We start from the raw sequence: 13,706 nt of genomic DNA on the forward strand, positions 1-13,706 counted from the left end.
GATCAGACCTCCGCGGTGATCAGGTCGGCCGGGGAGGACAGCCGGCCGGTCACGGCGGTGGCCGCGGCGACCTGCGGGGAGACCAGGTGCGTACGGCCGCCCTTGCCCTGCCTGCCCTCGAAGTTGCGGTTGGAGGTGGACGCCGAGCGCTCGCCGGGGGCGAGCTGGTCGGGGTTCATGCCCAGGCACATCGAGCAGCCGGCGTGCCGCCATTCGGCGCCGGCGGCCGTGAACACCTTGTCGAGCCCCTCCTCGACGGCCTGCAGCGCGACCCGTACGGAGCCGGGGACGACCAGCATCCGTACGCCGTCGGCGACGTGCCGCCCGCTCACCACCTCGGCGGCGGAGCGCAGGTCCTCGATCCGGCCGTTGGTGCAGGAGCCGACGAACACGGTGTCGACCGCGATCTCGCGCAGCGGCTGCCCCGCGGTCAGGCCCATGTACTCCAGCGCCTTCTCCGCCGCCAGCCGCTCGCTCGCGTCACTGAACGACGCCGGGTCGGGCACCTGCGCCGACAGCGGCGCGCCCTGGCCGGGGTTGGTGCCCCAGGTGACGAACGGGGCCAGCTCGGCGGCCTCGATGACGACCTCGCGGTCGAAGACCGCGTCGTCGTCGGTGCGCAGCGTGCGCCAGTACTCCACGGCCGCGTCCCAGCCGGAGCCCTCCGGGGCGTGCGCGCGGCCCTTCAGGTACGCGAACGTCGTCTCGTCCGGCGCGACCATCCCGGCCCGCGCGCCGGCCTCGATGGACATGTTGCAGATCGTCATCCGCGCCTCCATCGAGAGCTTCTCGACGGCCTCGCCGCGGTACTCGATCACGTAGCCCTGACCGCCGCCGGTGCCGATGCGGGCGATGATCGCGAGGATCAGGTCCTTGGCGGTGACGCCCTCGGGCAGCTCGCCGTTGACGGTCACGGCCATGGTCCTGAACGGGGCCATCGGCAGCGTCTGCGTGGCCAGCACGTGCTCGACCTGGCTGGTGCCGATGCCGAACGCCAGCGCGCCGAACGCGCCGTGCGTGGAGGTGTGGCTGTCGCCGCAGACGACGGTGGTGCCCGGCTGGGTCAGCCCGAGCTGCGGGCCGACGACGTGCACGACGCCCTGCTCGACGTCGCCGAGCGGGTGCAGCCGGACGCCGAAGTCGGCGCAGTTCTTGCGCAGGGTCTCCAGTTGCGTACGCGAGACCGGGTCGGCGATCGGCTTGTCGATGTCGAGGGTGGGGGTGTTGTGGTCCTCGGTGGCGATGGTGAGGTCGGTCCTGCGCACCGGCCGGCCCGCCTTCCGCAGGCCGTCGAAGGCCTGCGGGCTGGTCACCTCGTGCAGCAGGTGGAGATCGATGAAGAGGAGGTCGGGCTCGCCCTCCGCGCGCCGGACGACATGGTCGTCCCAGACCTTCTCCGCGAGTGTCCTTCCCATCGCATTCCCATCGTCGTTGATTGCGAACTGCGTGTACGCATGTCCGTGCCGGTGCACGCCGGCACCGTCCGCTCCCCTCGCGCCGGACGGGGGCCGGTCCGTCCAGGGTGACGCGTGCACGGGAAAATTGAACTTGCGTTTCACAGTGTGAGACGCGAGTATCGTTGCATGGACAACTCTAGCGGCGTCGGCGTACTCGACAAGGCGGCTGTGGTGCTGAGCGCGCTGGAGTCCGGTCCGGCCACCCTCGCCGGGCTGGTCTCCGCGACCGGTCTCGCCCGCCCCACGGCCCACCGCCTGGCGGTGGCGCTGGAACACCACCGCATGGTGGCGCGGGACATGCAGGGCAGGTTCATCCTCGGCCCCCGGCTGGGCGAGCTGGCCGCGGCGGCCGGCGAGGACCGGCTGCTGGCCGCGGCGGGCCCGGTGCTCACGCACCTGCGGGACGTGACGGGCGAGAGCGCCCAGCTCTATCGCCGCCAGGGCGACATGCGCATCTGCGTCGCGGCGGCGGAACGGCTCTCGGGCCTGCGGGACACCGTTCCGGTGGGCTCCACGCTGCCGATGAAGGCCGGCTCGGCGGCCCAGGTGCTGCTCGCCTGGGAGGAGCCCGAGCGGCTGCACCGCGGCCTCCAGGGCGCCCGGTTCACGGCCACGGCGCTGTCGGGCGTACGGCGCCGGGCGTGGGCCCAGTCCGTCGGGGAGCGGGAGCCGGGCGTCGCGTCCGTCTCCGCGCCCGTACGCGGCCCGTCGAACCGCGTGGTGGCCGCCGTCTCGGTCTCCGGCCCGATCGAGCGGCTGACCCGGCACCCGGGGCGGATGCACGCCCAGGCGGTCGTGGACGCCGCCGCACGGCTGACGGACGCGCTGCGCAGGACCGGCTGAGGCGGGCCGCAGCGGCACTGGGCACAGCGGCACAGGGCACAGCGACACGAGAGAGGGCCTCCCGCGGCGCGGGAGGCCCTCGACGTCTGCTCCTGTACCCCCGACCGGATTCGAACCGGCGCTACCGCCTTGAGAGGGCGGCGTGCTAGGCCGCTACACAACGGGGGCCTTTGGACGATCCTCTCCTCGCGATGGAGAGGACCTGTACCCCCGACCGGATTCGAACCGGCGCTACTGCCTTGAGAGGGCAGCGTGCTAGGCCGCTACACAACGGGGGCGCGCACATCTGCAACTGCGTTGCGCTGGGGTACCAGGACTCGAACCTAGACTAACGGAACCAGAATCCGTCGTGCTGCCAATTACACCATACCCCACCAAAACACAACCCCCGTCGCGGGGGCTCTGTTCAGGTGGCCGCCGTTCCCGGCGACGGACAGAACATTACCCGATCGCGGACCGCACTCCAAAACGGGTTAGCGGAGCCTGGCCATGAGGGCGTGCTCGACGAGCGTGATCAGCGTGGACTTGGACTCGGAGCGCTGGCGGGCGTCGGTCGTCAGGATCGGCGTCTCCGGCCCGATCTGCAGCGCCTCACGCACCTCGTCCGGCGAGTACGGCTGATGCCCGTCGAACCCGTTCAACGCGATCACGAACGGCAACCCCGAGTTCTCGAAGTAATCCACCGCAGGGAAACAATCCGCCAACCGCCGCGTATCCACCAGCACCACCGCACCGATGGCCCCACGCACCAGATCGTCCCACATGAACCAGAAACGATCCTGACCAGGCGTCCCAAACAGATACAGGATCAAATCCTGATCCAACGTGATACGACCGAAGTCCATCGCCACCGTCGTCGTGGTCTTCCCCGACACCTGCGACAGATCATCGATCCCCGCAGACGCCGACGTCATCACCGCCTCGGTACGCAACGGATTGATCTCCGACACCGAACCGACGAACGTGGTCTTCCCCACCCCGAAACCACCCGCCACCACGATCTTCGCCGACGTGGTCGCACGAGCCGGAGAAGAACCGGCCACACCACTAGAGCTTGCGAAGTCCACTGAGCACCCTTTCGAGCAAAGTCACATCTGGCTGGCCCCCCGCGGCGTCGCCGCCGCCCGGCTGGTGGATCGTGACCAGGCCGGCTTCCGCGAGGTCGGCCACGAGGATGCGCGCGACGCCCAGCGGGAGGGTCAGCAACGCGGAGACCTCCGCGACCGATTTGAGTTCATAGCACAGTCGGCAGATGCGCTGGTGCTCGGGGAGCTGGGAAGTGAGCCGGGAAGGGTCGGCCGTGGTCTGCACCAGCGCCTCGATGGCGAGCTGGTAGCGCGGCCGGGTCCGGCCGCCGGTCACGGCGTACGGGCGCACCAGCCGCGACTGCGGGCCCCGGCCCGCACGGGCGCCGCGGGCCGCGGCCCCCGGCTGGGGCTGGGCGTGCGGATGGTGCGCGGGCTGGCCGCGGTGCTGCGGCGGGCCGTCGCCGTACGGCGACGGGGACGGCGGCTGCGGCGGCCCGGGGGCCTGGGGCACACCGGGGGCGGCGTACGGCACGCCCGGTGCCCCCGGCCGCGGGGGCATCCCGTGCTGCGGCGGCATGCCCGGCCGGTCGGACTGCCGGCCGTAGCCGTATCGCCAGTCCTCACCGCCGTGAGGTCCCTCTTGGTGCGCTGCCACTGCGTTCCCCTTCCCCGACGGCCTGCCGGAGCATCACTGCACTCGACGCACCTTAGCCCGGCGAGCGTGCAACGTGCATCGATTGTCGGCTAGTTCAGCAGGCTGCCTTGCAGCTCCGCGCGCAGATCGGGGGTGAGCACGGAGCCCGCCCGGTCGACCAGCAGGGCCATCTCGTAGCCCACCAGGCCGATGTCGCACTCCGGGTGCGCCAGCACGGCGAGGGCCGAGCCGTCGGAGATCGACATGATGAAGAGGAAGCCGCGCTCCATCTCCACCACGGTCTGGTTGACGTAGCCGCCCTCGAAGATCCGCGAGGCACCGGCCGTCAGCGACGTCAGTCCGGACGCCACCGCCGCCAGTTGGTCGGCGCGGTCGCGCGGGAAGCCGTCGGACATCGCGAGGAGGAGTCCGTCGGCGGAGACCACCACCGTGTGCGACACCCCCGGGGTGTTGTCCACGAAGTTGGTGATCAACCAGTTCAGGTTCTGCGCCGCCTGGCTCATCGGGCTCACCTAACGCTCCTGATCGTATGTGCCGGGGCCCACGCCCGGTCCGTCGTTCTGCTGCGGCCCCCGCTCGCGGCCCTGCTGGACGCCGCGGCGCAGATTGCTCAGCCTGCCGCGTACGTCCTCCGGCGCCCGGGAGACCTGTGGGCCTCCCAGCGGAGCCTGCTCCGCGGTGCCCTCGACCAGGTTCTGGCGGGGCACCCGCCGGGGAAGGCCCGCGGGGGTGACCCCGCCCGCCTTCGGTTCGCGCACCTGCTCGGCGCGCTCCCAGCGTTCGTCGTTCGCCGACCTCCACTCGTCGTCGGCCGGCGCCGGCTCCGGTTCGCCGAAGCCGAAGCCTCCGCGGCCGGTGCCGAGCTGCGCCGTGGATTCCACTTCCGGCTGCGCCGGGCTGTCGTACGCGCCCTGCCCCGTCCAGTGGTTCGGCGCGGTGCCGGGCTCGACGTGGCCGTACGTATCGTACGCGGGCTCCGCCGAGATACCCCCGGGCGTGAAGGGATCAGTATCCGCGGCCTCCGCTTGGGGCTCGTGGAAGGTCGGTGTGCGGTCCTGCGCCGCCGCTTCGAGCGCGGCCCTGCGCTCCTCGCGCAGCAGCGAGCGCTGGATGGGGTCGAAGACCCCCTCCTGCCCGCCGAGCGCGGGCATCGCCGGGCGGGGCGGCTCGACCTGCGGGTACGTGGAGTCGTCGAAGCCCAGCTCCGCCGCGCTGCGCGGACGGCCGCCGGCGAAGCCGTTGCCGGCGGGCTGGAAGGACGGGCGGTCGGCGACGATGCGGGAGACGGTGAACTCGTCCTGCTGCTCGGGCGCCTCGGTGGCGCCGCCGAAGGCGATGGCCTCGGGCAGCATCACCAGCGAGGTGGTGCCCGACTGCTCGCCGGAGGGGCGCAACTGCACCCGGATGCCGTGCCGGTCGGCGAGCCGGCCGACCACGAACAGGCCCATGCGCTGCGAGATCGCCACGTCCACGGTGGGCGGGTTGGCGAGCCGGTGGTTGATGTCCGCGAAGTCCTCGGCCGTCAGGCCGATGCCCTTGTCGTGGATCTCGACCATCACCCGGCGGTCCGGCAGCCTGGTGGCGGTGACCCGGACCTTGGTGTGCGGCGAGGAGAACGTGGTGGCGTTCTCCAGCAGCTCGGCGAGGAGGTGCACGAGGTCGGTGACGGCGCTGCCGTGGATCTCGCTGTCCGGCACGCCCTCCAGCTCGATGCGCTCGTACGACTCGACCTCCGAGGTCGCCGCGCGTAGCACGTCGACGAGCGGGACGGCCTCCTCCATGTGCCGGCCGGTGTCCTCGCCCGCGAGGACCAGCAGGTTCTCGCCGTTGCGGCGCATGCGGGTCGCGAGGTGGTCCATGTGGAACAGGTTCTCCAACTGCTCCGGGTCCGCCTCGTGGTCCTCCAGGCCGGAGATCAGTTCGAGCTGGCGCTCGATGAGGCCCTGGTTGCGCCGGGAGAGGTTGGTGAAGATCGCGTTGAGGTTGCCCCGCAGCAGCGCCTGCTCGGCGGCCAGCCGGACCGCCTCGCGGTGCACCTGGTCGAAGGCGCGGGCGACCTCGCCGATCTCGTCCCTGCTGTGCAGCGGGATCGGCTGTACGCGGGTGTCCACCCGGCCGGGGTCGGTACGGGAGAGCTGGTCGACCAGCATCGGCAGCCGCTGCTCGGCGATGCCGAACGCGGAGTTGCGCAGGAGCCGCATGCTGCGGCCCATGGAGCGGGCCATCATCGCGGCGATGACGAAGCCGATGAGCAGCGCCCCGACGGCGATGGCGGCGCCGACGACGGTGTCACGCTTGGCGGACTCGACGATGTCGTGGGCCTCGGCCACCGCGCGGTCGGCGAACTCGATCTCGACGGTGCGGTACGCGGCGATGGGCACGCTCGTGGCCGCGTACCAGGTCTGCGGGGTGATGCCCTGGGCGGCGAGGTCCTCGGGCGTGGTGCCCTCGCCGATGCCGGCGACGCCGGCGAGCATCGCCTCGGGCTCCGGCGGCGCGGTGAACTCGCCGCCGCCGCTCTCGGCCTCCCGCTGCGCCTCGGCGAGCCGCTGCTTGGCCTCCTCCTCCTGGTCGGCCAGCGCGTCCTGGAGCATGCGGTTGTCGGCGGCGGTGCTGCCGGTCCTGAACTCGTCGAGGGCGATGGGCTCCAGGTAGACGAAGGAGGCGAGCGCCGTCTTCTCCTCGGCCAGCACCTCGGCCTTCTCCGGCGGGCTGACGAGCAGCTCGGTGCCGATGGAGCGGACCAGCGAGGCGGCGGACTTGGAGAGCGAGATGGCGTACATCGCGCGCCCGTAGCTGGTGATGTTGCTGGTGCCCAGGCCGAGCTCGTTGGCGAAGGTCATCAGCGGGCGGTACATCTGCGCGTACCCGAGGTGGGTGTCGGTGCCGGGCGCCTGGGGCGTGAACGCCGCCTGGCGCATCTGCTCCAGGTTCTTCTCCTGGTCGCGGAAGGCGTTCAGCCGGCGCTGCAGTCCCGGCTTGTCCGGCATGTCCTCGACCTGCCGGTCGAACTCGGCCGCGGCGGCGTCGGTGGCCTTGCGCGCCTCGGTCACCCGGCTCGCCTCGCGGTCGCCGTGGAGCAGCGGCTGCACGGAGACGTCGCGCTCCGCCATGAGACGCTCGGCGTAGTCAGCCGCGGACTTGGCCACCTTGGCGGTGTTCTCCGCTTCCTGGGCCTCCTGCCAGGTGTCGACGGAGCTGTTCACCTGGAAGCCCGCGAAGACGATGGCCACGAGCACCGGGATGAGCAGGATCGCGTTCAGCCGCGTGGCCACCCGCCAGTTGCGGGGGGAGAACCGGCTGCCGCTCGGCGGCGGCGGAGCCGGCTGAGCCCCCGCCGGGGGCGGCACCGCCGCGCGCGACGGCGGGCTGAAGTTGCCCCGCGCCTCCTGCGCCGGGCCCTTGCTGCTGCGCCTCACCGGACCAACAACCTCTCGGCCTACTCTCGGGTCAGTTCCTCGAATTCCAGCACGCCGCGCGGCACATTCCAAACGCCTGGCGAGGACTTCGTACGATCACGCAGGCACCGTCAAACAGGACGTAAGCGGCGTCGGCCGACAAAGTGCAACCACGGCATCAGCGGAACGGAGTCGGCCGCCTGCGTCCTGTGCAACACACACCTGCAATCTGCTTCCAAACGTTATCAACGCCTCAGGGGCAGGTGGCACCGTACGGTGCAACCTGCCCCTGGCGAAGTCCCCGGCCCGCGGCGTCCGTCCGGGCGGCCGGCCGCGCTCAGCGCAGCCTGGCCATGAGGGCGTGCTCGACCAGCGTGATCAGCGTGGACTTGGACTCGGAGCGCTGGCGGGCGTCGGTCGTCAGGATCGGCGTCTCCGGCCCGATCTGCAGCGCCTCACGCACCTCGTCCGGCGAGTACGGCTGATGCCCGTCGAACCCGTTCAACGCGATCACGAACGGCAACCCCGAGTTCTCGAAGTAATCCACCGCAGGGAAACAATCCGCCAACCGCCGCGTATCCACCAGCACCACCGCACCGATGGCCCCACGCACCAGATCGTCCCACATGAACCAGAAACGATCCTGACCAGGCGTCCCAAACAGATACAGGATCAAATCCTGATCCAACGTGATACGACCGAAGTCCATCGCCACCGTCGTCGTGGTCTTCCCCGACACCTGCGACAGATCATCGATCCCCGCAGACGCCGACGTCATCACCGCCTCGGTACGCAACGGATTGATCTCCGACACCGAACCGACGAACGTGGTCTTCCCCACCCCGAAACCACCCGCCACCACGATCTTCGCCGACGTGGTCGCACGAGCCGGAGAAGAACCGGCCACACCACTAGAGCTTGCGAAGTCCACTGAGCACCCTTTCGAGCAAAGTCACATCGGGGGTTCCGTCGGCATCCGTGCCGCCGCCGGGCTGGTGAATGGCCACGAGACCGGCCTCGGCCAGGTCGGCGACCAGAATGCGCGCGACGCCCAGCGGCAGGGTCAGCAGCGCGGAGACCTCGGCAACGGATTTCACCTCGCGGCACAGGTGGCAGATCCGCTGGTGCTCCGGAAGCAGCCCCTGCAGCCGCATCGGGTCGGCCGACGTGCTCACCAGGGCCTCGATGGCGAGCTGGTAACGGGGCCGGGTCCGGCCGCCGGTCATGGCATAGGGCCGGACCAGCGGCTGATCGCCTTCACCTTCGTAGGGCTGATGCTGGGCACCACCGTACGAGTCGGGTGAGGCGGGTGGCGGGGTCATGGATCCTCCGGGCGGGAACATGGCCGATGGGGAAGGTCTGGGTAAGCGGGCGGCCGGCGGCCGGCCGTGGTTCAGTGCAGCAGGCTGCCCTGCAGTTCCGCGCGCAGATCGGGGGTGAGCACCGCGCCCGCCCGGTCGACCAGCAGCGCCATCTCGTAACCGACCAGGCCGATGTCGCACTCCGGGTGCGCCAGCACGGCGAGCGAGGACCCGTCGGAAATGGACATGATGAAGAGGAAGCCGCGCTCCATCTCCACCACCGTCTGGTTCACGCTGCCGCCTTCGAAAATGCGCGAGGCACCGGCCGTCAGGGACGTCAGACCGGACGCCACCGCCGCGAGCTGATCGGCACGGTCCCGCGGGAAGCCGTCGGACATCGCCAGAAGCAGTCCGTCGGCGGAGACCACCACCGTGTGCGACACCCCCGGGGTGTTGTCCACGAAGTTGGTGATCAACCAGTTCAGATTCTGCGCCGCCTGGCTCAATGGACTCAACTAACGCTCCTGCTGATAGGTGGGACCAAAGCCGTTGCCGCCGAGGGTCTCACCGGTGCCACCTGCCTGGCGGCCCCGCTGAATTCCCCGGCGCAGGCTCGTCAGCCTGCCGCGCACGTCGTCGGGCGCGCGCGAGACCTGGGTTCCGCTGGCGTTCGCGGACTGCTGCGCGGTGCCCGCGACGAGGTTGGCGCGCGGCACCCGCCGCGGCAGCCCCGACGTGGTGACGCCGCCCGCCTGCGGGGTGCGCAACTGCTCCGCGCGGCGCCAGCGGTCGTCGTTGGGCGAGGGCCGCCAGGCCGGCGCGGGGGTGGCCGTGGCCGGCTGCGACGCGGGGGCGGCCGCGGCCGGCCCGGCCGCGGCGTCCTGGTCCTGCTGCTGCGCGGCCGGCGGCGCGTCGGCCGGGGGCTGCGCGGCGGTGGGGGCGGTGGGGGCTACAGGGGTCTGCCCGCGGCCGCGGTCCCCGCGGAACCAGTTCGACTCCATGGACTCGAAGATCGGCGTGGACTCGTCGCCGCGGGCGGGGAGGGGGCCGCCGTCGAGCAGGCTGTCGGCGAGGGGCGACTCTGCCGGCTGCCGCGGCACCGCCGTCGGGTACTCGCCGGTGTCGTGCGGGCCCGGGCGCTGCCCGGGCATCGCGTACTCGCCGGTGTCCCCCGGACCGGGGCGCTGCCCCGGCATCGCGTACTCGCCCGTGTCGCCGGGACCGGGCCGCGCCACCGGGTGCTCGCCGGTGTCGTACGCGCCGGGAACCGCCGGCGGCACCGGGTGGGCGCCGGTGTCGTGGGGGCCGGGGCGGGCCACGGGGTGCTCGCCGGTGTCCTGCGGGCCGGGCCGCGGGCGGCGCTGCGGAGGCGGCATCGGGTGCTCGCCGGTGTCCTGCGGCGCGCCGTACGAGGCCGCCTGGCCGGGTACGGGCGACTGCGGGGAGCGCGGCGGCGGCACGGAGCCGAACGCCGGGATCCCGCCGCCCCCGCCCGGCGGCGGGCCGTCGACGTCGGGGCGGGAGAACTGCGTGGTGTCGGCGTCGGCGTGCTCCCGCGGCCCGTCGTGCCGGTCGCGGCCGGAGTCGCGCAGTCCGGCGCCGGTGTGCTGGGCGTCGGCCGGCTCGCGGACGCCGGAGTCGGCGCCCGGCCGGGCGGGCAGCCCGGGGCGGGCGGGCGGGGCGCCGAGGCCGGCACCCGACGAGGAGTTCGCACCGGGCGCGGCACCGAAGGCCGAACCGCCCGGGAAGGCGGAGCCGGTACCGGACCCGGAGCCCGGCGAACGGCCGAAGGCGGAACCGGCACCGGCGGGCTCGCGCCCGGGCAGCCCGGGCCGCTGGCCGGGGCCGCCGGGCCCGCCCGAGCCGCCGGCGTCGCGGCTGGGCAGCGCGGGCCGGCCGGAGCCGGCGCCCGCCCCCACCTGGCCGCGCTGCTGCGCGGCGCCGAGCCTGCTCATGGCGCCCCCGCGGCCCGGCGCACCGCCGCGCGCCGGGGCGCCCTTGCCGGGGCCGCCGGCGCCCGCGCCGGGCGCGCCGGCCGCGGCGCCCGCCGGCTGCTTGCCGCCCGCGGCGCCGCCGTTCTGCGTGACGTCGACGGGGAGCATGACCAGCGCGGTGGTGCCGCCGGAGTCGGAGGGGCGCAACTGGATGCGGATGCCGTGGCGCAGCGACAGCCGGCCGACCACGAACAGGCCCATGCGGCGGGAGACGGAGACGTCGACCGTGGGCGGATTGGCCAGCCGCTCGTTGATCGCCCCGAGGTCCTCCGGCGACAGCCCGATGCCGGTGTCGTGGATCTCGACCAGCACCCGCCCGTCGGGCAGGGCGTGGCCGGTGACCTTGACCTTGGTCTGCGGCGAGGAGAACGACGTGGCGTTCTCCAGCAGCTCGGCGAGCAGGTGCACGAGGTCGTTGACGACGCGGCCGGCGACCTGGGTGGCCGGCACGGCGGACAGCTCGATGCGCTCGTACTGCTCCACCTCGGAGGCGGCGGCGCGCAGCACGTCGACCAGCGGGACCGGGCGGGTCCACCGGCGGCCCGGCTCCTCGCCCGCGAGGACGAGCAGGTTCTCGCCGTTGCGGCGCATGCGGGTCGCGAGGTGGTCGAGCTTGAAGAGGTTCTCGAGCTGGTCCGGGTCGGCCTCGCGGGACTCCAGTTCGGATATGAGAGAGAGCTGACGCTGGATGAGGCCCTGGCTCCGGCGCGAGAGGTTGGTGAACATCGCGTTCACGTTGCCCCGCAGCAGCGCCTGCTCGGCGGCCAGCCGGACCGCCTCGCGGTGCACGTCGTCGAACGCGGACGCGACCTTGCCGATCTCGTCCCGGCTGTTGATGCCGACGGTCTCGACGGAGGTGTCGACGTCCTGCGGGTCGGCGTCGGAGAGCTGCTTGACCAGCTCGGGCAGCCGCTTCTGGGCGACGGTCTGCGCGGTGTCCTGCAGCCGGCGCAGCGAGCGGACCATGGAGCGGGCGACGACGAAGGCGCCGGCGAGCGAGATGAGCAGGACGAGGAGGATCAGGACGCCGTTGAGGATCGCTTCCTGCTGGGCCTCGGACCGCAGATCGCGCGCAGTCTGCTCCATCTCCTGGAGCAGGTGCTGCTCGATCTTCTTCATCTCTTCGATCTTGACGCTGTCCAGCTCGTACCAGTGCCGGTAGCTCATGTCGGCGTTCTTGATGCTGTCCGGGTTGTTCACCAGGTTCTTGGCGAACGTGTCGGCCTGCTGCACGGAGGCGTTGCCGCCGTCCAGCGAGCGCATCAGGTCCGTCAGGCCGATCCGCCCGGAGTACAGGTGGGCGAAGAGCTTGAGCGAGGAGCTTTCGGCCTCCTGGGCGGAGGCGGCCTCCAGCCGGTCGGCCTCGGCGAAGTCGTTGCGCGGCTCCTCGGCGAGGGCGGCGCTGATGATCGCCTGCTGGACGGAGGCGTACTCCTTGGCGGAGGAGAAGGTGGCCAGCGCCCGGGTCTTGGCGATCATTTCCGGGTTGCTGGTGGCCAGGGCCATGTCCTGGGAGAGCGAGACCAGGGAGTCGACGAGTTCGCCGTACGCCTTGACCGTCTGGGCGGCGCCGCCGGTGTCGTCCGAATAGGCCGTCTTGCGAATGCTGTTGATCTTGTTGAGCTTCTCGATGACGCTCGTGAGCGAGTTGTTGACCCCGGCGAGGTCCTCGTCGTCGGTGGTGTCGATCTCGTCCGCGGACCGGGTGAAGGCGATCAGGGCCTTGTCGGTCTCGTCGCGGGCGTCGGTGATGTCCGGGTGCTTCGGGTTGCCGTCGACGATGAGGCCGGCCGACTTGTCGCGCTCCTGCTGGAGCATGTCGGCGAGTTCGGTGGCCTCCTCGGTCATGTCCGTCAGCAGCTTCATGTTCTCGAGCTGCTGGAGGTTCTGCCAGGAGTCCTCGATGCGGAAAGCTCCCAGCGTGGTCGCGGCGACCACGGGGAGCGCGAGGAGCGAGACAAGTCTGGTGCTGATGCGCCAGTTGCGCAGCAGGATCCGGGAGCCCGGTCCCTTCGAGCCCTTCGGCTGCTGCATGTTGGCGAAGTCGCCGGCCTCGGGCGCGGGTATTCGGGCGCCGCCGCGGTCGGCGTTCCGGTCCGGCGAGGAGCTCGCGCTCTGGCCGTACCGAAGGGAGGCTGCGCGGTCGGTCTTCCCACGCACCTCGGGCTCGCCCGGAACGCTGCCGTCAGTCTTCAATCGTCCCTGCACTAGCGTCGCAACCTCTAGGACCGGCTCCGGCGCATGCACCGGAGCGTTGTCTGGTCGTGCGGGAGCTTAGGCCCCCGCCCGCCGTGAACCAACCGGCGCATGCTCCCCGCACAGCCCCTCGCGTGGCGCCCCGTTGCGCCCTTGCGTCGACTGCACTCCAGCGACGGTCCGTGGAATTCCAGCACAGTGCCGGGATCTCCAACAAGGGCCGGGGGTAACAGCTCGACGGCGACTACACACTGTGGCGATTAGCTTACATGCAGTTGAAGCGATGGGTGGGGATAACGGACATTTTCCTACGAGGTGCATGGCGCGGGCCCGTGTCCCGGGTCGAGCCCATCGGTCGGGAAATGCCGCCCCTATGCGGAGTTGGCATGTTTTCGCCCGTCGTCGGGGCCGACGATATTTGGCATTCGTCACCGCGGGGGTGAGGAAAGTCACAATGCCGTACGGGATGGGTCCCGGCGGCGCGGGGAATAGCGGCGCCTACCCTTCACTTGACACAACGGCTCGTTCCGTCAAGCACGGTCTCGTCGGCCCGGCAGCGGGCCCCGGCACGTAAAGGCACGCGTCACCCTCATGATCCTCCGCACCATAGCCAACCCGCGGCGCACCACCCTCGCCCACCTCGACGACGCCGCGGACCTGCTGCTTCCCGAGCCGCCCGAGGCTGCATGGGCCCGGACCGATGCCCGGACCGACGCCGCCGCCCCGGCCGCGCAGCCGCCGGAGCGCACCGCGAACCCGCGCCGCACCGTGCTGGAGGAGGTGCCCTCCGGCGCCTGACCGGGCGCGGCGCGACGCCGGGCGGCGGGGCGATAA

11 protein-coding genes and 3 tRNA genes are annotated in these 13,706 nt (G+C 71.7%); 2 read left to right on the plus strand and 12 right to left on the minus strand.

From position 1 onward, the window contains the following. Window positions 1-2 precede the first annotated feature (2 nt). Complete coding sequence (leuC, locus tag O7599_RS09950) at window positions 3-1,415, minus strand: 3-isopropylmalate dehydratase large subunit (RefSeq protein ID WP_281621773.1); 1,413 nt, start codon at window positions 1,413-1,415, stop codon at window positions 3-5. A gap of 168 nt (window positions 1,416-1,583) precedes the next feature. On the opposite strand from leuC, the gene O7599_RS09955 reads away from it, so the two are divergent. Beyond that, the gene (locus O7599_RS09955) at window positions 1,584-2,300 is read left to right on the plus strand and encodes an IclR family transcriptional regulator (RefSeq protein ID WP_281621774.1); all 717 of its coding nucleotides are present in this window, start codon (window positions 1,584-1,586) and stop codon (window positions 2,298-2,300) included. 95 nt (window positions 2,301-2,395) lie between these two features. Here O7599_RS09955 and O7599_RS09960 read toward each other — a convergent pair. The 11 genes from O7599_RS09960 to O7599_RS10010 form a co-directional block, all read right to left on the minus strand. Beyond that, a tRNA-Glu gene (locus tag O7599_RS09960) sits at window positions 2,396-2,468 on the minus strand. Between the two features lie 37 nt (window positions 2,469-2,505). Then, window positions 2,506-2,578 (minus strand) — tRNA-Glu (locus O7599_RS09965). A gap of 24 nt (window positions 2,579-2,602) precedes the next feature. Then, window positions 2,603-2,674: transfer RNA gene (locus tag O7599_RS09970), tRNA-Gln, on the minus strand. Between the two features lie 99 nt (window positions 2,675-2,773). After that, the gene (locus O7599_RS09975) at window positions 2,774-3,367 is read right to left on the minus strand and encodes an ATP/GTP-binding protein (RefSeq protein WP_078572953.1); all 594 of its coding nucleotides are present in this window, start codon (window positions 3,365-3,367) and stop codon (window positions 2,774-2,776) included. Further along, the gene (locus tag O7599_RS09980) at window positions 3,348-3,905 is read right to left on the minus strand and encodes a DUF742 domain-containing protein (RefSeq protein WP_281623328.1); all 558 of its coding nucleotides are present in this window, start codon (window positions 3,903-3,905) and stop codon (window positions 3,348-3,350) included. Before O7599_RS09980 ends, O7599_RS09975 begins: the two co-directional genes overlap by 20 nt. A 167-nt stretch (window positions 3,906-4,072) precedes the next feature. Continuing rightward, window positions 4,073-4,486 (minus strand): roadblock/LC7 domain-containing protein, encoded by a 414-nt coding sequence (locus tag O7599_RS09985; protein ID WP_281623329.1) that lies wholly within the window; start codon window positions 4,484-4,486, stop codon window positions 4,073-4,075. Window positions 4,487-4,495: 9 nt separating this feature from the next. Continuing rightward, entirely contained in the window at window positions 4,496-7,258 is a 2,763-nt protein-coding gene (locus tag O7599_RS09990) for a sensor histidine kinase (protein ID WP_281623330.1), read from the minus strand. A 460-nt stretch (window positions 7,259-7,718) separates the two neighbouring features. Further along, window positions 7,719-8,312, minus strand: a complete 594-nt coding sequence (locus O7599_RS09995) for an ATP/GTP-binding protein (RefSeq protein ID WP_078572953.1) — start codon at window positions 8,310-8,312, stop codon at window positions 7,719-7,721. Then, a complete protein-coding gene (locus O7599_RS10000; protein WP_026276533.1) occupies window positions 8,293-8,703 on the minus strand; it encodes a DUF742 domain-containing protein in 411 nt (136 codons plus the stop codon). Before O7599_RS10000 ends, O7599_RS09995 begins: the two co-directional genes overlap by 20 nt. 71 nt (window positions 8,704-8,774) lie before the next feature. After that, window positions 8,775-9,197, minus strand: a complete 423-nt coding sequence (locus tag O7599_RS10005; RefSeq protein WP_078563996.1) for a roadblock/LC7 domain-containing protein — start codon at window positions 9,195-9,197, stop codon at window positions 8,775-8,777. Beyond that, the gene (locus O7599_RS10010) at window positions 9,198-12,836 is read right to left on the minus strand and encodes a nitrate- and nitrite sensing domain-containing protein (protein ID WP_281621775.1); all 3,639 of its coding nucleotides are present in this window, start codon (window positions 12,834-12,836) and stop codon (window positions 9,198-9,200) included. A 627-nt stretch (window positions 12,837-13,463) separates the two neighbouring features. Here O7599_RS10010 and O7599_RS10015 point away from each other — a divergent pair. Beyond that, on the plus strand, window positions 13,464-13,670 hold the full coding sequence (locus tag O7599_RS10015; RefSeq protein WP_281621776.1) for a hypothetical protein: 207 nt from the start codon (window positions 13,464-13,466) through the stop codon (window positions 13,668-13,670). Window positions 13,671-13,706: the final 36 nt, after the last annotated feature.

This window comes from Streptomyces sp. WMMC500 (genome assembly GCF_027497195.1).
Classification (GTDB): Bacteria; Actinomycetota; Actinomycetes; order Streptomycetales; family Streptomycetaceae; genus Streptomyces.